The sequence below is a fragment of the Advenella alkanexedens genome, from assembly GCF_019132845.1.
GTDB classification, from domain to species: Bacteria; Pseudomonadota; Gammaproteobacteria; order Burkholderiales; family Burkholderiaceae_B; genus Advenella; species Advenella alkanexedens.
On the sequence record NZ_JAHSPR010000003.1, the window covers coordinates 263,146 to 282,043 of the forward strand.

17 protein-coding genes are annotated in these 18,898 nt (G+C 51.5%); 7 read left to right on the forward strand and 10 right to left on the reverse strand.

Annotation, left to right across the window (positions count from 1 at the left end):
* Positions 1-51: 51 nt before the first annotated feature.
* The 9 genes from KU392_RS05675 to mnmE all read right to left on the reverse strand — a co-directional run bounded on the left by KU392_RS05675 (position 52) and on the right by mnmE (position 10,404).
* Positions 52-2,421: a restriction endonuclease subunit S gene (locus KU392_RS05675; protein ID WP_217734822.1), complete on the reverse strand. Its 2,370-nt coding sequence runs from the start codon at positions 2,419-2,421 to the stop codon at positions 52-54.
* On the reverse strand, positions 2,414-3,454 hold the full coding sequence (locus KU392_RS05680; RefSeq protein ID WP_217734823.1) for a PDDEXK nuclease domain-containing protein: 1,041 nt from the start codon (positions 3,452-3,454) through the stop codon (positions 2,414-2,416). The genes KU392_RS05675 and KU392_RS05680 overlap by 8 nt, the downstream gene beginning before the upstream one ends.
* Complete coding sequence (locus KU392_RS05685; RefSeq protein WP_217734824.1) at positions 3,451-4,929, reverse strand: type I restriction-modification system subunit M; 1,479 nt, start codon at positions 4,927-4,929, stop codon at positions 3,451-3,453. Before KU392_RS05685 ends, KU392_RS05680 begins: the two co-directional genes overlap by 4 nt.
* 25 nt (positions 4,930-4,954) lie before the next feature.
* On the reverse strand, positions 4,955-7,345 hold the full coding sequence (gene hsdR / locus KU392_RS05690) for an EcoAI/FtnUII family type I restriction enzme subunit R (RefSeq protein WP_217734825.1): 2,391 nt from the start codon (positions 7,343-7,345) through the stop codon (positions 4,955-4,957).
* A 168-nt stretch (positions 7,346-7,513) separates the two neighbouring features.
* Complete coding sequence (locus KU392_RS05695; RefSeq protein ID WP_246587334.1) at positions 7,514-7,768, reverse strand: HVO_A0114 family putative DNA-binding protein; 255 nt, start codon at positions 7,766-7,768, stop codon at positions 7,514-7,516.
* A gap of 162 nt (positions 7,769-7,930) precedes the next feature.
* Positions 7,931-8,281, reverse strand: coding sequence for a tyrosine-type recombinase/integrase (locus tag KU392_RS05700; RefSeq protein ID WP_343212413.1), 351 nt, complete (start codon positions 8,279-8,281; stop codon positions 7,931-7,933).
* A gap of 138 nt (positions 8,282-8,419) precedes the next feature.
* Positions 8,420-8,680, reverse strand: coding sequence for a Fic family protein (locus KU392_RS05705; protein WP_217734826.1), 261 nt, complete (start codon positions 8,678-8,680; stop codon positions 8,420-8,422).
* A complete protein-coding gene (gene rhuM, locus KU392_RS05710; RefSeq protein ID WP_343212407.1) occupies positions 8,625-8,909 on the reverse strand; it encodes a RhuM family protein in 285 nt (94 codons plus the stop codon). Before rhuM ends, KU392_RS05705 begins: the two co-directional genes overlap by 56 nt.
* An 85-nt stretch (positions 8,910-8,994) precedes the next feature.
* The gene (mnmE, locus tag KU392_RS05715) at positions 8,995-10,404 is read right to left on the reverse strand and encodes a tRNA uridine-5-carboxymethylaminomethyl(34) synthesis GTPase MnmE (protein WP_217734827.1); all 1,410 of its coding nucleotides are present in this window, start codon (positions 10,402-10,404) and stop codon (positions 8,995-8,997) included.
* A 113-nt stretch (positions 10,405-10,517) separates the two neighbouring features.
* On the opposite strand from mnmE, the gene KU392_RS05720 reads away from it, so the two are divergent.
* From KU392_RS05720 to KU392_RS05750, 7 genes are all read left to right on the forward strand, one after another.
* A complete protein-coding gene (locus tag KU392_RS05720; RefSeq protein WP_169292886.1) occupies positions 10,518-11,207 on the forward strand; it encodes a response regulator in 690 nt (229 codons plus the stop codon).
* The gene (locus KU392_RS05725; RefSeq protein WP_246587335.1) at positions 11,194-12,636 is read left to right on the forward strand and encodes a sensor histidine kinase; all 1,443 of its coding nucleotides are present in this window, start codon (positions 11,194-11,196) and stop codon (positions 12,634-12,636) included. The genes KU392_RS05720 and KU392_RS05725 overlap by 14 nt, the downstream gene beginning before the upstream one ends.
* A gap of 60 nt (positions 12,637-12,696) precedes the next feature.
* Positions 12,697-13,692, forward strand: a complete 996-nt coding sequence (locus KU392_RS05730; RefSeq protein ID WP_217734828.1) for a Bug family tripartite tricarboxylate transporter substrate binding protein — start codon at positions 12,697-12,699, stop codon at positions 13,690-13,692.
* Positions 13,693-13,761: 69 nt separating this feature from the next.
* Complete coding sequence (locus KU392_RS05735; RefSeq protein ID WP_217734829.1) at positions 13,762-14,205, forward strand: tripartite tricarboxylate transporter TctB family protein; 444 nt, start codon at positions 13,762-13,764, stop codon at positions 14,203-14,205.
* On the forward strand, positions 14,202-15,728 hold the full coding sequence (locus KU392_RS05740) for a tripartite tricarboxylate transporter permease (protein ID WP_217734830.1): 1,527 nt from the start codon (positions 14,202-14,204) through the stop codon (positions 15,726-15,728). Before KU392_RS05735 ends, KU392_RS05740 begins: the two co-directional genes overlap by 4 nt.
* Before the next feature lie 6 nt (positions 15,729-15,734).
* A complete protein-coding gene (locus KU392_RS05745; RefSeq protein WP_169292882.1) occupies positions 15,735-16,790 on the forward strand; it encodes an AbrB family transcriptional regulator in 1,056 nt (351 codons plus the stop codon).
* A 49-nt stretch (positions 16,791-16,839) separates the two neighbouring features.
* Positions 16,840-18,258: a DHA2 family efflux MFS transporter permease subunit gene (locus tag KU392_RS05750; RefSeq protein WP_217734831.1), complete on the forward strand. Its 1,419-nt coding sequence runs from the start codon at positions 16,840-16,842 to the stop codon at positions 18,256-18,258.
* A gap of 157 nt (positions 18,259-18,415) precedes the next feature.
* Here the strand turns inward: KU392_RS05750 and KU392_RS05755 are convergent, their stop codons facing one another.
* Positions 18,416-18,844 (reverse strand): HIT family protein, encoded by a 429-nt coding sequence (locus KU392_RS05755; protein WP_169292880.1) that lies wholly within the window; start codon positions 18,842-18,844, stop codon positions 18,416-18,418.
* Positions 18,845-18,898 lie beyond the last annotated feature (54 nt).

Sequence of the window (18,898 nt, forward strand, 5' to 3'; positions counted from 1 at the left end):
TGCCTTATCTACTCGACTCTTTGCCTAATTTTCGCAACCGTTTAAAAGAAATCATCCATCAAGGTTTAATCTTGATTGCTGCACGGTTCTCGGTGGCAGTCCTTGAGGAATCATGTTCTCTCTGCGTAGCCAATCAAGCCATCGACCAAGCTCTGCCGGGGTGAAGCGTGCTTTGCGTTCGTGCCAGTTTTCGCGAACATCGGAGATGATCTGCGCATCCGTCGGTTGAACACCATCGATCAGGAAATCATTCCATACCGCAAAAAGTGTGGCGATGATCTCGACCTCTTCGGTCTTCTTGTCTGCCAGGGTGTGGATTAAGCGATCAAATTCAGCCTTCTGGCCGAGTGTCATCAGGGCTTCGGCTTTGGCCGCAGGCTCCGACAACGCCGGCAAGCAGCGGTACTCCGTCTTTTTCCTGCCGTTGGCCAAGGTCTTTTCATTGACCTCGAACCAGTGCTTGTCTTGACCTTGCCGCTCGAAATCATAAATCCAGGTATCCAGTGGCCCGGCAGCTTCACGCTCGGGTTTCAGATCCAATTCCAAGCCGACGTGTGCTTGCGCCAGGTACAACACCTTGGCGGCGGCAGTTCGACCGAAGTATTGGGCAGTGGCGAGTTTGCTGAACGTATAGCAGCCGATGCTCGCGCGGTAGGTGGCGAGGTCAATGACTTGGGCTGTTGAACGCGATGCTGACTGTAGCTGTTCCGCAGTGTTGCTTTGCGATTGTGTATTAATCAGAGCATTCAGTAATTCGGCTTGCTTGCTAGTTACGGCGTCGATCTGTTGATCCAGCGAATCGCATAAATCCATCAGTTGATCGACTTTGGCGACGATGCGGTGCTGCTCGGAAGATGGGGGAAGCGGGAATACCAGTTCATTGATAATTTCAAGGTTAATATTTTTCTGTGCAGTCGATGGCGCAAAGCGCTCCAGATCATCTTTGGCAACATCAATAAATACCTTCACGAGCTTAGACAGGGCAGGATCTACAGAAAGAAATGCAACCACGCTATCAGGTATGCACGCATCCATTCCCAAGAATCCGGTCTCGGCAATATTTGCTGCAATCGTTATGCATAGCGTTTTCTTTTCCCACAGCCGACTTTGCTGTAGTCCGAAATCGTTATAAAAATTTCCGCAAGTCAGTATCTGGTATTTTGTTTTCTTCGCACGCGAGACATCACCTGTTTGGACAAATGGATAGGTTCCACCGTCAAATAGACGTTTGTCATTCCTAGGCCGATGCTTGGATTTCCCACGTTCGAATGAACCAACACTGCCTAACCTTACCCAATCCCACCCCTGTGGCAGCGCATACGGCACTTCTTCCAGTTTGATCGGCGGCAAAGGCTTGGGCTTCTTGATCTTGCCTTCCTTTACCAGCCGTTGTTTCTCAGCTTCGATCTCTTTCAACAGTTCGCTGGCAGGCTGGTCGTCCGGGTCTTGCGGGACGAGCTTGCCCATCACCGCCAGTTGCAGGATGGCCTTGCGCAGTTCGGTGACGTTTTCCTTGACGGTGTAGAGCTCGCCGAAGTGTTCGGCGAGGAAAGCCTGGGCGCGTTGGTGCTGATCCGGTTCGACGATGTTCAGCAGTTGCTTGATGGCTGCGGCATGAACGGTCAGGCGCGCTCCCTGCTGTGCAGTGCGCAGTTTTTCAAGTTCATCGCAACGCGCCATCAGTTCGTCGATTTTGGCGATGATCCGATGTTGCTCGTCTGACGGCGGCAGAGGGAATAGTCCCGAGAAGAAGTCACCATCATTTATTGCTGGATATGCAACACCCTTTTGAGTTCGCTCAACATAGCCGATAAAAACTGGCGAACGCAGGTAACGGAAGACAAACCTATTGAGCACTCCATTATAAGAATGCAGAACTGCAAATGCAGTACTTGCAATGGGCTCAGGCTCATATTCACGCTCAATAATGGCAACGTTCAACAAGTAGGGACGTACTGTCGAATAAACAACATCCCCTGGATGAACTATCTTCCTTGCTCGGGAAGGTGCATCAGAGGCGCCAATTATTTGTGCTTCAGCGATTCTGCCTGACTTGTTATCAATAGCGCTAACATCTATATATGTGAAACGACTGTTAGGAACTCTTTGACCCCAGTCATGACAAATATCACGCAATCGCACCCACTCCCACCCTTGCGGTAATACATACGGCTTTTCCTCTTCCATCACCGGCAGTAGGGGCTTGGGATTCTTGATCTTGCCCTCCTTCACCAGCCGCTGTTTCTCGGCTTCGATCTCTTGCAGCAATTCCTTTGCAGGCTGCTCATTCGGATCCTGCGGAACCAGCTTGCCCTGCATGGCCAGCGTCAGGATCAGCTCGCGGAGTTTCTTGATGCCATCGGGTGCGGCAAAGGCGGTATCGAAATGCTTTTCCAGCAGTTCGGCGGTGTGCTTATTCATGCTCGCCTCCCAGTTCGCGCTCGATCTGTTCGATGCTGGGCAGGCTGGTTTGCAGTTCTTCAGGCAGGGATTCGATCAATTGGTATTCCGCCACACCGATGGGCTGGGTCTTGTCGCGCAATGCGTACTCGGCCACCACGGTGTTCTTGCTCTTGCAGAGCAACAGGCCGATGGTGGGGTTGTCCTGTTCGGCCTTGACCTGCATATCCACGGCGGTGAGGTAGAAGCTCAACTGGCCGAGGTGCTCCGGTTTGAATTTCTCGGCTTTCAGCTCGATGACCACGTAGCAGCGCAGCTTGAGGTGGTAGAACAACAGGTCGATGTAGAAGTCGTCACCGCCCACTTCCAGATGAACCTGGCGACCGACGAAGGCGAAGCCCGCACCCAGTTCCAGCAGGAACTGGGTGATGTGCTTGACCAGCGCTGACTCGATTTCCCGCTCGTTGGCTTCCTTGCCAACATCCAGGAAGTCGAACAGGTAAGGATCCTTGAGGGCTTGCCGGGCCAGGTCAGTTCCCGGCGCGGGGAGACGGTCGGCGAAGTTGGTGATCGCCTGGCCTTCCCGCTCCAGCAAGCGGGATTCGATATGGATTTCCAGTGTGGCGCGAGACCAACCGTGTTCCACGGCACGCTGGGCATAGGCCAGGCGTTGTTCGGGTTGCTTCAGCTTGGCCAGCAACACCAGGTTGTGGCCCCAGGGCAATTGTCCAACAATCTGTTGGACAATTGCCGCGTCCGGCCAGGCGTCGGCGAAGGAGCGCATGTACATCAGGTTGGCGCGGGAAAAGCCCTTCATCTCGGGAAAGGCCGTCCTGAGATCGTGCGCCAGCCGCTCAATGACCTTGGCTCCCCAGCCCTGCTCGGCCTGCCGTTGCAGGATGTCACGGCCGATCTGCCAGTAGAGCAGTACCAGCTCGCGGTTGACGGCCAGCGCGGCCCGCTGTTGGGCACTGTGGATGCGGTTCTTCAGCTCGCCCAACCAATTGGCGTAGCCTTCCGGCGCTGGAAGGAGGGAAACGGGCTTGTCGCTCATTCCGCCTCCCCGCTGGTCGCATTGAGCGCGGCCAGCAGTTCGGTTTTCAGCGCTTGCTGGGCGGCTTGCAACTGGCGGGTGATGGCCTGGTATTCGGCCATCAGTTCGTCCGGGTCACCGAATTCGACGGCCACTTCGTGCGGGTTCTTGCTGTCCAGGTTGTAGTTGCGAGCAGCCAGATCCTTGGCAGAGACCTTCCAGGCATGCTCGGTGGTCTTGCGCCCCGTGCGTTGCGGGCCACCCCACCAGGTTTTTTCAAGATCGAATTCCTCAATGGTCAACGGCTTGGAACGCGAATAGCTCTTGTAACCTGCCGGGTAGGGATGCTCGAAGAACCATACGTCCTTTGTGGGGCCGCCCTTCTCGAAGAACAGGATGTTGGTGGCGATGCTGGTGTAAGGGGCGAACACGCCCTTGGGCAAGCGCACGACGGTGTGCAGGTTGAACTCTTCCAGCAGTTCGCGCTTGAGCGTAGTCTTCACCCCCTCGCCGAACAGGAAGCCATCCGGCAACACCACCGCAGCGCGGCCCGTGTCGTGCCTGAGCAGGTGCATGATCAGCGCCATGAACAGATCGGCGGTCTCGCGGGTCTGATGCTTGGCGAGGAAGTTCTTCTCAATACCATCCTCTTCCATGCCACCGAATGGTGGGTTGGTGATGATGATGTCCACCCGGTCGCGTGGGCCATAGTCCTTGAAGGGGCGGGAAAGCGTATTGTCGTGGCGGATACGGGTAGGCACGTCGATGCCGTGCAGCATCATGTTGGTCATGGCCAGCATGTGCGGCAGGGGCTTCTTCTCGACGCCGTGGATGTTTTCTTGCAGCAGCCGGTTGTCATCTGGCGTCTTGACCTGCTTTCTGAGGTGCTCGATGGCGCAGGTCAGGAAGCCGCCCGTGCCGCAGGCCGGGTCGAGGATGCTTTCGCCGAGTTTCGGGTCGAGGATATCAACCATGAACTGCGTGACCGCACGCGGGGTGTAGTACTCGCCCGCGTTGCCAGCCGACTGCAGGTCGGCGAGGATTTTCTCATAGATATCGTTGAACAGGTGCCGGTCGCTGGACGAGTTGAAATCCACGTCCTCTTCAATGGTATTGATCACCTGGCGCAGCAGCGTGCCGGACTTCATGTAGTTGTAGGCATCCTCGAACACCGAGCCGATCACCCGGCCTTGCGCGGACACACCCGCCTTGGTGGCAAGCTGTTTCAAGGAAGGAAAGAGGTCGTTGTTGACGAAGTCGATCAGCTCTTCGCCGGTCATGCCTTCCGGATCCTTGGCCCAGTTGCTCCAGCGAAAACGGCTTTGCAGCGGCGAACGGTAGCTGGACTGGGTCAGTTCCCACTCCTGTTCCTTGTCGTCGAAGATCTTCAGGAACAACAGCCAGCAAATCTGGCTGATGCGCTGGGCGTCGCCATCGACGCCGACATCCTTGCGCATGATATCCTGGATGGCTTTAATGAGTGTTGCAAGTGACATGAATACTTCCTGGGTCTAATTCTGGTCAGGCACGGTAGAGCTCTCGTTCGAGCTCGCCCACGGCCTGTTGGTATTGGGTCTTGCCGCCAAAGGCTCGCACCAGTTCGATCGGTGTGCCCAGGCGGTTGAAGGGGGCGATGGCGAGGATTTGTGTTTCCTCAATGGCGGCCACGCCTTCGTCGGCATACTTGTCGAGCAGGGCTTCGAGCACCTTCTGCGCCTGCTCGCCGTACTTGGCGAAGTAATGGCGCTTTTTGACCTGCTCGGCCCGCTCCTTGCGCGTGAGTGGGGGTTGGTCCCAGGCCACGTGGCATAGCAGATCGAAGGGGTCAAAATCCTTGCCGGCTTGCTTGTCCACCTCGTCGGCCAAAGCCTCGAAGAAGATGCCTTGATGAGCCAGCTCGTCGATGATGGCCTGCTTCTTCTCGGCCTTGCTCCAATGGTGCAGGAAATCGTCGAGCGATGCGAACTCCTTGGCCAAGGTATTGCGAGTGTAGTCCTTCAGGGACTCGGTGATCAATTTGCCATTGGCGTCGAAGTACTGCACCCGTTCGGCCACCACCTTGACCTCGACATTGGCGACAACATAACGGCGCACGTTGCTGCCTTCCTCGCCTGGCAGCGGTTCGGCTACGCCGCCAGGAGACGTGGGGTTGTCGTCCGGCGTGGGATAGGTGAATTCATCGTCAGGCGACGCCTCCCCATCCTCTTCATCTGGAGGAAGCGGTGGCTCGCCGGGGCCTGGCTCATAGATCTGCACGGGATCGCCGTCGAAAGCCGGATCGGCGAACAGCTCGGTCGCTTTCTTGAAATCGAGGATGGTGAACCAGTACTTGTCAAAGTCCTCGTTGATGCGCGTTCCGCGACCGATGATCTGCTTGAATTCAGTCATGGACTGGATGCGCTGATCCAGCACGATGAGCTTGCAGGTTTGGGCATCGACGCCCGTGGTCATCAGCTTGGAGGTGGTTGCAATGACGGGGTATTTGCTTTCCGGGAAGATAAAGTTGTCCAACTCCATCTTGCCTTCTTCATTGTCGCCGGTGATGCGCACGACATAGCGGTGGTTCTGCGCCACCAGGTCGGCGTTTTCGTTGACCAGCGCTTGGCGCATGCGTTCGGCATGGTCGATGTTGTCGCAGAAGACGATGGTCTTGTCAAAGCGGTTGCTGGCTTTCAGGTATTCGCTGATCTTGCGCGCCACCACCTGTGTGCGCTGTTCCAGTACCAGGGTCTTATCAAAATCACGCTGGTTATAGATACGGTCTTCGATCTCGTTGCCGTGCTTGTCGAGCATGCCCTTGTCGGGACGCCAGCCGGTCAGGTCTTTGTCCAGGTCAATGCGCACTACCTTGTAGGGTGCGAGAAAGCCATCGTCGATGCCCTGGCGTAGCGAGTAGGTGTAAATGGGCTCGCCGAAGTAGTCGATGTTGGATACGTCCTTGGTTTCCTTGGGCGTAGCGGTCAGGCCGATCTGTGTGGCGGAATGGAAATACGTCAGGATCTCGCGCCAGGCTGAATCTTCGGCGGCGCTGCCTCGGTGGCATTCGTCGATCACGATCAGATCGAAGAATTCCGGGCTGAACTGCTTGTAGATGTTCCGTTCTTCTTCGTTACCGGTGACGGCCTGGTAAAGCGACAGGTAGATTTCATAGGACTTGTTGACCTGCCGCTTCTGGATCTTGGTCATCGCAGCGCCGAACGGCTTGAAGTCGTTGGTCATGGTCTGATCGACCAGGATGTTGCGGTCCGCCAGGAACAGGATGCGTTTCTTGGCACGCGACTTCCACAACCGCCAGATGATCTGAAAGGCGGTATAAGTCTTGCCTGTACCCGTGGCCATCACCAGCAGAATGCGCTTCTGCTCTTTGGCTATCGCCTCGATGGTCTTGTTGATGGCGAGCAATTGGTAGTAACGGGGCGTCTTGTTGCTGCCATCGCTGTAGTAGTCCTGGGCTACCAAGGCCTGTTGCTGCGTGCTCAGCCCCTGATGCTCTACCCACCATTGCCACAGCGTATCGGCACTGGGGAACTCATCCAGGCTCAGTTCGCGCTCGATCACACCGTCCTTGGTGATCTTGTTGTGGAACAGGAAGCCATCTCCATTGCTACTGAATACGAAAGGCACTTGCAGCATTTCGGCATAGCCGAGGGCCTGTTGCATGCCCGAGCCGATGGCATGCTTGTTGTCCTTAGCTTCGATGACGGCAATGGGCAGGTTGGGCTTGTGGAACAGCACATAGTCGGCGCGCTTGTGCTGACCACGTGTGTGCAGTTTGCCGCGCACGATGATGCGCCCATTGGTCAGCAGGAACTCTTCTCGCACCTGCGTTAGAACGTCCCATCCGGCCTTTTCCAGAGCCGGTGTGATGAACTTGGTGCAGATGTCGCGTTCGCTAAGCGTCTGCTTATTCATAGGATATAACCCCTTCCATGCTGGCTTCCCCTTGCGCTTGCTTGTCGTTAGATCCTTGACCTCGCGACTCTCGCAGCGATCTTATCCACCATGTATCCATGACACTCAATCCAGCACGATAAGAAATTCGGTCGCCAGCGCGGTTGGCTGAACATCCCGAACATTGCGTTACAGCGAAACCAGGCCGTAATCCGACATCATCCGCAGGGTGCGCGACAGGTTTGGCACATTGCGGCCGCTGAGTTCGGCCAGTTCGGTCAGAGACTTAGGTTGTTTGTCATGAATCAGGCGCAGCAAGCGACGATTGTCGTCCGACAGCGCCGCTGCCAGTGATGTCAGAGACGGAAACCAAATGCTGGGCGTTTCGCTTCCCTTCGGGGGCGAACCTTCTGGCTGTCGGATACCCACAATGCAGCGCTTCATGATCGCTAATCCAATGACAAGTCGACTATTATATCAGTATCTGATCATCATCGTCGATCATAAATGCCTGCTATAAAGGAAAAGGTAGAGGCAAGGGAATGGCAATCACAGGTCAACGGTCCTACCCAAAAAGGGAAAAGGCCACCAGCGCCTCAGACGGACTTACACCACCAGACTGGCCGACGGTGCCAACCCGTCGATGTAATTCGACCACGCCTGCAACATATCCCGCCGCTGCTCGGCGTACTCGGCCCGGTTGTAGACACAGCGCACCCCGCCAATAGTGTGGTTCAGCGCCTTCTCCACCACATCCGAGGGCCATCCCTGCTTGTGCAGCAGAGTCGATGCAGTGCGCCGCAGGTCGTGAATGGTGAAGGCAGGAATCTCCTGCCCTTGCAATAAAACCTTCAACGCTTGGTTCAGCGCATTGTTGGCGAAGGGCTTAGCCAGGGTGCCACGCCCCGGCAGCACCCATACGCTGCTGCTGGCCAGCAGCTTCAGTTCCTTGAACAGCGTCTATGCCTGCGTGGACAGGTAGACGATGGACACCTGAGCCGATTTTGACCATATCGCGGATATCCTCGATATGGTCGTCCATTCGCTACCTGCCATTTCACCCAGCAAAGTTTTTTAATCGTAACTAGGCAATACTTAAACCTGCTCTGCTTCTCCCGTTCTAAGTAAAACAAAATGTTCAACCAGCCGCAGCATGAGTTCTTTCTGTTCCGGCAAACTTTCCGCCACCAATAAGGCCAGTGCCACTAATGTATTGTCATTAATCAACTGTTTTACCGGCTTTGCCAGAAAATGCTGATTCAGCCGTAAATACCAAAGAAACAGGAAAGAACCGGTACGTTTATTGCCATCGGCCAAGGGATGGTTCTTGAAGACGAAATACAGCATGTCCTTCATTGGAAAAAAGCTGCTGATTTGCCAGGGTTCTGGATAGCAGATTCACGGCCTGTTCAAACTCAATACCCCGTTCCTGTAAGCGACGCTGGTTAAGGGTGTAACCATCTACAAGATATTGACGTAATATGTTGGTCGCCCAAATACGAAATTGGGTTGCTCTCCTTGAACTGACCCGATAGCCTACGGAAATAATGGCATCCAGGTTGTAGTGCTTGATACGTCTGCGCACCTGGCTCGAACCTTCTTGACGAACTATTAAGAAATCCTTAGTAGTTGCTACCTCCGCAAACTACCCCTAAAGCCACAGCGCCGCCTCACTTCCCGATACAAAACGAAGAAAAGATCTCACCCAGCAAATCATCACTGCTGAATTGCCCAGTAATCTTGCACAACTCATCATGCGCCAGCCTGAGTTCCTCGGCAAACAGGTCAAGCACCCGGTCATCATGGCTGGCATGCTCCTGGGCCATCTGCAAATGCTCATTGGCACTGTTCAGGGCGTGCAAATGCCGTTCACGGGCCAGCCAGGGAGATTCGGCACTGGGGTTCCAGCCGGCAATCTCCAGCAGTTTATGACGCAAGGTATCCAGGCCCGTTTCCTGTTTAGCTGAAACCAGGATGGCCAGGGCTTCATGCCCGTTCTCTTCGCTTGTCTGTTCAACCTGTTCCTGCATCCGCTTCAGGGCAGCCTCATCCAATAAATCCATCTTGTTGAACACTTTCAACACGGGGGTACGGGCAGGCAAACGACGGGTAATCTCAATATCCAGCTCATCATTGGGCGAACGGGCATCCTGCAAATGCACAATCACGTTGGCCTTTTCAATCTCGGCCCAGGTCCGTGCTATACCAATGCTTTCAACCGTATCGTCGGTTTCCCGCAAGCCCGCCGTGTCAACAATATGAATGGGTACGCCCTGAATATGAATCTGCTGGCTGACCTTGTCGCGTGTGGTACCGGCAATCGGGGTCACAATCGCCACTTCATCGCCTGCCAGTGCATTGAGCAAACTGGACTTGCCCACATTGGGCTGACCCGCCAGCACCACGTGCATGCCTTCACGCAAAATCATGCCTTGTTTGGCCTGCCTGATCAAATGGTACAAATCATCCTGAATGCTTTGCAGTTCTTCCCTGGCCTGGTATTTTTCAAGGAATTCAATTTCCTCTTCCGGAAAATCCAGTGTGGCCTCCACCAGCATGCGCAAATGCACCACCCGGTCGGCCAAGGCATTAACCAGGTTGGAAAAAGAACCGCTTAAAGAAGCCATCGCGCTGCGTGCAGCCGCCTCTGAAGAGGCATCAATCAAATCGGCCACGGCTTCGGCCTGGGCCAGATCAAGACGGTTATTCAAAAATGCCCGTTGGGTAAATTCACCGGGCTCGGCATGACGCAGGTCAATACCAATTTCCCGACCAACCTCAAGGCAACGCTGCATGATCCGTTTAAGCACGGCCGGCCCGCCATGCCCTTGCAATTCAAGCACATCTTCACCGGTATAAGAATGCGGGGCCTTGAAAAACAGGGCAATCCCTTCATCAATCGCCTGTCCGCCCGAGTCCGGGAAAGGCAGGTAATGGGCGTGGCGAACCTGCAATTCCCGATTGAAAAATTGCCGTATAAACACGCTTAAATCAGGGGCTGAAACCCTGACAACACCAATACCGCCCCGGCCGGGTGCTGTTGCAATGGCAACAATGGGTACATTATTTGAAGTCATCATTTTTTTATGCCGAATAACCAGATACCTGAATTATAAGGGGTACGATACACAAGAACCTTTTAGGGCATAATATAGCGGAAGTAATCCTTCTTCATTAACACACCATTTGCCCAATGCGTATTTTATTAATCGAAGACGAACCCGATCTGGCCCAATGGTTAATGCGTAGCCTGCGCAACCAGGCCGGCTTCACCATTGAATGGTCCAATGACGGTTTGGTCGCCTACAAGCGATTGCAGGTAGAAGAGTTTGATGCCATTATCCTTGACTTGGGCATCCCTGGCATGGATGGCAATACCCTTCTAAGCCGGCTGCGAGCCGAAGATGACCGTACGCCCATCCTTATACTGACCGCCCGGGATTCCCTTGCCGATCGTGTGGAGACCCTGGAATCAGGAGCGGATGACTTCCTGCCAAAACCTTTCATGATTGAAGAACTGGTTGCCAGGCTTAATGCCCTTATACGCAGAAGCCGTGGCAGGGACAAACCACGCTTAAGCTGTGGTGACCTGAGCTACGATGTGGGAAAACACCAATTCCTGGTTAAGCAGCAAATGCTGCAGGTTACCCCCCGTGAAAGTGAAGTCCTGGCCATCCTTATCCGGAAAAGTGAAGAGCCCGTTAACAAGAAATTCATACTTGAACGCTTATTGGCTCATGATAATGATGAGGAAATCGGCATAGAATCCATTGAGGTCATCATTCACCGGTTACGCAAAAAACTTCAACCTTCCACGGTACAAATCACCACTTTGCGGGGTATTGGCTATTGCCTTGAACCCATTCCCGATGATGAAATTTAAAAGCCTGAAATCAACATTGCTCTGGCTATTGATACCGGCATTGGTCATCACCATGCTGATTTCGCTCTGGGCCTCAAACCTTGAATTAAGAGGACAAGTCAACACGGCATTCGACCGTTCCCTGGCGGGTGCCATCCGTTCCATTGAAGTCAACATCAAGACCGAAGATGGTGGCCTGGCCATGGAACAACCCTTTTACATGCTTGAGTTCTTTGAACTGACCACGCGCAGTACCGCCTATTTCAGAGTCGCCACCGAAGACAAGCTGACAGAAATCGGCTATGTTGACCTGCCCTTGCCAACGACCCCGCTGGAAACCGGTAAAGCCGTTTTTTACAACCGGAATTATCTTGACCAGCCCATGCGGATTGCCGCCATTGCCATTCACCCTAAAAAAGGCCTGCTTTATGACCCTGATAGCCGTATCATCATCCAGGTTGCCGAAAGCATGTCCAGCCGGGAAGCCTTCATCAACCAGCTCATCTGGCAATCGATCCGTAAAGACTTTGTAGTACTTGCCATTTTTATTCTTTTGCTTTCCGGCGGCATTATCATTGCGCTTCGTCCCTTAAAAGCACTCAGCAAAGAAATCAAGAATCGCTCCGTTGACAATTTGCTGCCCATTGATGAAAAAGAGTTGCCCAAAGAAATCAAACCTTTGGTCCAGGCCATTAATCTTCACCTGGCGCGTTACATCAAGCGGAATATTACCCAGCAACAGTTTCTTGATGACGCCTCCCACCAATTGCGCACACCACTTTCCGTATTGACCATGCAGGTGGATTATGCAAAGAAACTGGCCAAAACCACCGAAATGGAAGAAGTGTTAAGCGCCATACAGCAAAGACTGGGTAATACGATTCAGCTCACCAATCAATTACTGGCATTGGCAAAGGTTCGTGATGCCGCAGATAAACTGACGGCCAATGTTTCACGTGAAACAATTGATATTTGCCAGCTGGCTGCCGAAGTGGTAAGCAACTTATTACCGACGGCACGCAAGAAAAGAATGGATTATGGACAGGAACTGCCCGAACATCCCGTCATGATTAATGGCATTGAATGGCTGCTTAAGGAGGCCTTAAGCAATCTTATTAGCAATGCCATTAAATATTGTCCTGTCCGCGCCCAGATTACCGTTTCTGTCCTGGAGGAAAAAGAGCATATTATTTTACAGGTTGAAGATAACGGCCCCGGCATGAGTCCGGAAGATATTGCCCTGGCAGGCAAACGCTTTCGCAGGGGCACATCGGGCAAGGAAAAATACGGATCGGGATTAGGACTGGCCATTGTGAGCACAATTGCCGAAATCAACCGGGCCAGGCTTGAAATTGTTTCCAAAACCAATGAAACAGGCCTTATTGTCCGGCTGGTGTTCCATAAAATTCCTATGGATTACCCTGATAAAAGCCGGTTTTCATCAAATTGAAAGCTAATCGAAAGCTTCAGTTTTGTATCGTTAGGTCCTTACCTATCAATGGAGACTGTAATGATACTGTATAAAAAGACCTTATCTTTCCTGACCGCAAGCCTGCTTGGCCTTGCTTGCCTGGGCACTGTCCAGGCACAAGAACAGCCCAAAAAACCCGAGTGTATTGCACCGGCACAACCCGGTGGCGGTTTTGACCTGACCTGTCGACTGGCCCAGAATGGTTTTGCCCAAACCAAAATCCTTGAAGCACCCATGCGAACCGTTTACATGCCAGGCGGCATTGGAGCCGTGGCGTATAACAATATCGTGGCCCAACGCCCTGCCGATGGCAATGCCATTGTTGCCTTTTCAGGCGGTTCATTGCTCAATCTGGCTCAGGGCAAGTTTGGCAAATACAACGTTAATGACGTGAAATGGCTGGCAGCGGTTGGCAGCGATTATGGCGTTGCCATTGTCCGTAATGACTCCCCTTATACCGATCTCAAATCCTTGATGGAAGCTTTCAAGGCGGATCCCAGCAAAATTGTCCTGGGTGCAGGCGGTTCTGTGGGTAGCCAGGATTGGATGAAAGCGGCCCTGACTGCCAAAGCGGCCGGTGTTGATTACAAAAAAATGCGTTTCGTTGCCTTTGAAGGTGGCGGTGAAGCGGTAACTGCCCTGCGAGGCGGGCATATCCAGGCTTATATGGGAGATGCCGCAGAAGCCCGTACCATGCTTGATGGCGGTGCCCCCATCCGGATTCTGGCTGTTTTCAATGATAAACGTTTGCCTGGAAAAATGTCGGATATTCCTACCGCTGCAGAACAGGGTTTTGATATCAATTGGCCCATCATTCGCGGTTTTTACATGGGTCCCAAAGTATCAGATGGCGAATACAACTGGTGGGTTGACGCGTTTAACAAACTGATGAAAACCCCTGAGTTTGCCCAAATGCAAGAGCAGCAAGGTTTGTTTCCATTTGACAAAGCCGGTGCTGAACTGGATAGCTATGTAAAAGAGCGCGTTCAGTTTTATACCGAACTGGCCGATTCTTTTGGCCTGATCAAAAAATAATTCAATAAAAAAACCGTCAGTTCCCCTGTCTGGCAGGGGAACTTCAACGTTTATTAAAAGGTACCTCTTATGGCACTCAATGACAGGGTATTGGGTATTGCCGCCCTATTCTTTGCCGCATTTCTTACCTGGTTTGGCTACGATCTTGAAGCACCGTTTACCTATGAGCCCGTTGGGCCCAAAGCATTTCCGCTTATGCTTGCACTCATCATCGCCATTTGCGGTGTTCGGCTTGCTTACAAAGGTGGCAATACGGTTGAAGCGAATCCGGAAGGCGCCAATTTCCGGATTATGTCCATGGTCGCCTATGTTGCCGCCTATGCATTTTTATTCCAATGGGTCGGCTTTGTGCTATCTACGGCACTGATGACCATTTTTGTCGGCAGGCTGTTCAATGGTGCATGGATCAAATGCATTATTGGTGGTGTTGCAATGGGCCTTCTGTTCTTTTTCCTTTTTGACAAAGGCCTTGATGTTGTACTGCCCACCGGCATTCTCGGAGACCTCCTATGAGCGGATTAATGGAACATTTATCAATCGGGTTCGGGGTTGCCTTTTCAGGTATCAACCTGCTTGTGGCAGCCCTTGGCTCATTTATTGGCACCATTGTTGGCGTACTGCCCGGACTGGGCCCCATTAATGGCGTTGCCATGCTGGTTCCTATTGCCTTTGCCATGCAATTGCCACCAGAGACAGCCCTGATCCTGCTGGCGGCCGTATATGTCGGTGCCGAATATGGCGGCCGGATTACCTCTATCCTGATTAACGTGCCGGGTGAGGCCGCAGCCGTGATGACCACACTTGATGGCTATCCGCTGGCACGCCAGGGCCTGGCCAGCGTGGCTCTGTCGCTGTCTGCCTGGTCTTCATTCATTGGTTCCACCATTGCCATTTTTGGCATATTGCTGTTGGCACCGTTACTGGCCAAATGGGCCATTGCTTTCGGTCCTGCCGAATATTTTGTTTTGATGGTATTTGCCTTTTGTGCACTTACCAGCCTATTGGGTGAGCAACCGGTCAAAGGAATTCTGGCAGCCATGATTGGCCTGGCGATTGCCACGGTCGGCGTGGATGCCAACTCTGGCGTCTACCGTTATACCTTTGATTTGCCCAATCTGGCCGATGGTATTGATTTCGTGGTGGTGGTGATAGGCCTTTTTGCAGTTTCTGAAATGCTGCAAATGCTTGAAAACCTGCTTAGCGGTGTATCCATTGATGTTCCCAAAAGCGAACGCAAGCTATTCAATTTAAAAGAAATGGCACTTACCTGGTGGAGTACGGTTCGTGCCGGATTTTTAGGATTCTTCATTGGAATTTTGCCGGGCGCCGGTGCCAGTGTCGCCTCTGCCGTTGCCTATGCCAATGAAAAAAAACTGATTGAAAGCAAAGATCCCGATGCCAAATTCGGCAAAGGAGACATGCGTGGCCTTGCAGCCCCCGAATCCGCCAACAATAGCGCAGCAACCGGTTCATTTATTCCCATGCTGGCATTGGGTGTACCCGGTTCCGGTACAACCGCGGTCATGATGGGTGCACTGACCCTTTACAATATTACACCCGGACCGGTCCTGTTTGATACCCAACCCCAGCTGGTATGGGGGCTGATCGCCTCCCTGTTCATTGCCAACCTCATGCTGCTTTTAATGAACATTCCCATGGTACGGGTATTTGCAGCCATGTTATCCATCCCCTCCTGGTTACTGGTTCCTGGTATTTTATCCATCAGTTTTATCGGTGTATATGCCATTAATGCCACGACATTTGACCTGATGCTGGTGGTTGGAATTGGCGTGATTGGTTATTTCCTGCGGAAAATGAATGTACCTATGGCACCGCTTGTCCTGGGTGTGGTATTGGGTGATATGATGGAACAAAACCTGCGTCGTGCCCTCTCTATTACCAATGGTGAGATTTCCATCTTGTTTGAAAGCCCGATTTCCATCGGCTTGTGGATTGCCGCCGTTCTGGTTGGCGTGGTACCGCCATTGTTCAGGAAATTTTCCAAGAAAAATGAAATCCATGTCCCTGCCAATTGATATGACATGTTTGTAAAATATTTAACCGGATTCCTTGTCGCGCTGTCTGGCGCTTTGGTAGCGGTATGGTTAAGCATACCGCTACCATGGCTGATTGGTTCACTGTTATTAACAGCCATCACTAAAACAGCCGGCGTCAACAGCACTTCCCACACGGCTTTCCGGAATATTGGTCAATGGGTAATTGGCACCTCCCTGGGTTTGTATTTCACACCCGAAGTTTTGGATATCATCGGCGGCTACTCTCCTTTTATTCTTATCGGAGTGATATTTGCCCTTTTATTGGGAATCAATGGATCTCTTATTTTAAGAAAATGGGGTGATGTGGATTTTAAAACTGCCTGGTTTGCCAGTGCGATTGGCGGGGCCAGTGAAATGGCCAATCTGGCGGAAAAAAACCATGCCAGAACAGATCTGGTTGCTTCGGCACACAGCCTTCGAATGATCATGGTCGTGGTTTCCGTTCCCTTTGCCTTCAAATTCCTGAATATTTCCGGTAATTTTCCAGGAACGGAAACCCTGTATTTTTTTAATACCAGCGGCTTTATCAAGCTCATCGTCCTGACCAGCATCGCCGGTTGGGTTTTCAAGAAACTGTCACTGCCCAACGCCTGGGTCCTGGGTCCTTTACTGGTTAGCGTTCTATTAACCGGCAACGATACCATCCTCACCTATCTGCCAAGTGAACTCTCAAAAATTGGCCAATTGTTTATTGGCTGGTCTCTGGGAGATAAATTCGGCCCTGATTTTTTCAAAAAGGCCCCTCGCTATTTATCCGTAGTCGCCATCAGCAATACGCTTAACATAGTACTGGCATTTGGATTCAGCTACCTGTTATTTCTGGTTTCAGATATCCCCTTTCCGACCCTGGTACTCAGCAATAGTCCTGGCGGCATTGCAGAAATGGCGATTACGGCTAAAGTACTATCACTTGGCGCACCGATCGTCACTGCGTTTCACGTGTCACGCATGGTATTTGTATTGCTCTTAACAAGTCCGCTCTATCATTTATTTGAAAAAAAACTGAAGTCCAACGCTTACATCACGCACCGTACTGACTGAGATCTCCTTTAAACTGAGGTGGTTAAGAACTTCATACACCAACGTTACCATGTCAACTGAATCGAATCATCACGTGAAACCGGACAAAACACAACACGCCACTGCCATTAGGCTGATTCCTTTTATCGTCGGATGCGCCCTTTTCATGCAAATGCTCGACTCGTCTGTCGTGGCAATGGCCTTACCCATGATGGCCGATACGTTCAACACCACGGCAGTTCGCATGAATATTGCCATAACCGCATATCTTATAGCGGTTGCCATTTTTGTTCCCGTTTGTGGTTGGGCCGCAGACCACTTTGGGGCAAAACGGATATTCTTGCTCGCCATCCTGTTATTTTGCCTGACCTCACTGGGCTGCTCAATGGCGCCAACATTTGAGACTTTTATCTTTTTCAGGTTTATGCAAGGCATTGCTGGTGCCATGATGGTGCCCGTAGGACGCATTATCATGTTAAAAACCGTTCCCCGTGAGCAATTACTCAAGGCAACAGCCTTTTTATCCATTCCTGCCTTATTAGGACCCATGCTTGGTCCACCGCTGGGTGGATTTATTGTGACCGTCACTTCCTGGCACTGGATTTTCCTGATCAACATTCCCATGGGTATGCTGGGTATTTTTATGGTACTTAAATATATTCAGGAATACAGGACAGAAAATCCGCCTCGTCTGGACTGGCCCGGTTTCATCTTAAGTGGCATTGCCATGGCTTCTTGTGTATATGGTTTTGAATCCCTGGCCAAAAACCAGGGATTTATCAATGCCTATTTTCTTTTGGCCATTTCTTTTGTCAGTGGGATCCTGTACTGGTTTCATGCAAAACGGGTTGCCAATCCCATTATTGATTTGTCCCTTTTAAAAATACAAAGCTTTGCCATTTCCATTATTGCGGGCAATTTATGCCGCTTTGCCATTGGTTCAACACCATTTTTACTGGCCTTATTGCTACAGATTGGCTTTAATTACTCGCCCTTATCGGCAGGCCTTATTACTTTTGCCGGTGCACTGGGAGCGCTTGCCATGAAGTTTGTTGCCATTCCCATCCTGAAAAAATTTGGGTTTCGCCGCGTGCTAACCGTCAATGCCGTTATTACCGGCTTATTTATTATGGCGTGCGCCTTGTTTACCCTTGAAACCCCCGTCTGGCTCATGACAATGACCCTGCTCTTTGGCGGTTTTTTTCGTTCTCTCGAATTTACATCCGTCAATACCTTGAGTTTTGCCAATATCAAACCTGAAAAAATGAGTCAGGCCAGCAGTTTTTCAGCAACTGCACAACAAGTTGGCATCAGTATGGGTATGGGGATAGCGACCCTTAGCATTGACTTAAGCATGCGCCTGAATGGTTCCCCTACGCCTTCAATCCAGGATATCAAGTCAGGTTTTATTGTTATTGGCGCTGCCTCAATTCTTTCCGCCTTGTGGTTTTACCGACTGGAAAAATCAGCCGGGTCAGGCATGTATTAACCCATTCTGACTCAGAATTGACCCTTGATATCTGTCCCAATTTTCGTTGTATTACAGGTTTCTATGCTAATAAATTTGAATCCATAATAAAAAAAACCGAACCCGGTACAATACCGGGTTCGGTTTTTCAGTCATGTAAAACCAGCCTGTATAAGTATTAATTCAACTCATTAATGGCTGCAACAATTTTTTCTGCCAACGCTTTTATTTCTTCCATATCCCCTTTTACATGTGCATGAGCATGAATATTCTGTCCTTCATAGCGTGGCACCAAATGAAAATGAACATGGTCGACAGTTTGTCCTGCTGCGGCACCATTAAACTGGCTAAGAACAATTCCATCGGCGTTGGTTGCTTTCATAATCGCAGGCGCAATTTTTTTTGCTGTAGAAACACAGGCTTGGGCAGCCTCATACGACAAATCGAACAAATTCGCAGCGGGTTCTTTGGTTAAAACCAATGTATGTCCAACTGTTTGCGGCATGATATCCATCATGACATAAGTTTTATCATCTTCATACACTTTAAATGAAGGTGCCTCACCCCGTAAAATTTTAGCGAAGATATTATTTGTATCGTAAACCATTCCAATTATCCATAAAAGTAGTTAATTCACTGAAAACCGAAGCAATTTGATAAT

Excerpts from the sequence above, each read along its gene's own strand:
- KU392_RS05675 (WP_217734822.1), bottom strand. The coding sequence starts at position 2,421 with ATGAATAAGCACACCGCCGAACTGCTGGAAAAGCATTTCGATACCGCC.
- KU392_RS05755 (WP_169292880.1), bottom strand. The coding sequence starts at position 18,844 with ATGGTTTACGATACAAATAATATCTTCGCTAAAATTTTACGGGGTGAG.
- KU392_RS05745 (WP_169292882.1), top strand. The coding sequence starts at position 15,735 with ATGTTTGTAAAATATTTAACCGGATTCCTTGTCGCGCTGTCTGGCGCT.
- KU392_RS05685 (WP_217734824.1), bottom strand. The coding sequence starts at position 4,929 with ATGTCACTTGCAACACTCATTAAAGCCATCCAGGATATCATGCGCAAG.
- KU392_RS05750 (WP_217734831.1), top strand. The coding sequence starts at position 16,840 with ATGTCAACTGAATCGAATCATCACGTGAAACCGGACAAAACACAACAC.
- KU392_RS05725 (WP_246587335.1), top strand. The coding sequence starts at position 11,194 with ATGATGAAATTTAAAAGCCTGAAATCAACATTGCTCTGGCTATTGATA.
- KU392_RS05720 (WP_169292886.1), top strand. The coding sequence starts at position 10,518 with ATGCGTATTTTATTAATCGAAGACGAACCCGATCTGGCCCAATGGTTA.
- KU392_RS05735 (WP_217734829.1), top strand. The coding sequence starts at position 13,762 with ATGGCACTCAATGACAGGGTATTGGGTATTGCCGCCCTATTCTTTGCC.
- KU392_RS05730 (WP_217734828.1), top strand. The coding sequence starts at position 12,697 with ATGATACTGTATAAAAAGACCTTATCTTTCCTGACCGCAAGCCTGCTT.
- KU392_RS05695 (WP_246587334.1), bottom strand. The coding sequence starts at position 7,768 with ATGAAGCGCTGCATTGTGGGTATCCGACAGCCAGAAGGTTCGCCCCCG.
- hsdR (WP_217734825.1), bottom strand. The coding sequence starts at position 7,345 with ATGAATAAGCAGACGCTTAGCGAACGCGACATCTGCACCAAGTTCATC.
- KU392_RS05705 (WP_217734826.1), bottom strand. The coding sequence starts at position 8,680 with ATGAAGGACATGCTGTATTTCGTCTTCAAGAACCATCCCTTGGCCGAT.
- KU392_RS05740 (WP_217734830.1), top strand. The coding sequence starts at position 14,202 with ATGAGCGGATTAATGGAACATTTATCAATCGGGTTCGGGGTTGCCTTT.
- mnmE (WP_217734827.1), bottom strand. The coding sequence starts at position 10,404 with ATGATGACTTCAAATAATGTACCCATTGTTGCCATTGCAACAGCACCC.
- KU392_RS05680 (WP_217734823.1), bottom strand. The coding sequence starts at position 3,454 with ATGAGCGACAAGCCCGTTTCCCTCCTTCCAGCGCCGGAAGGCTACGCC.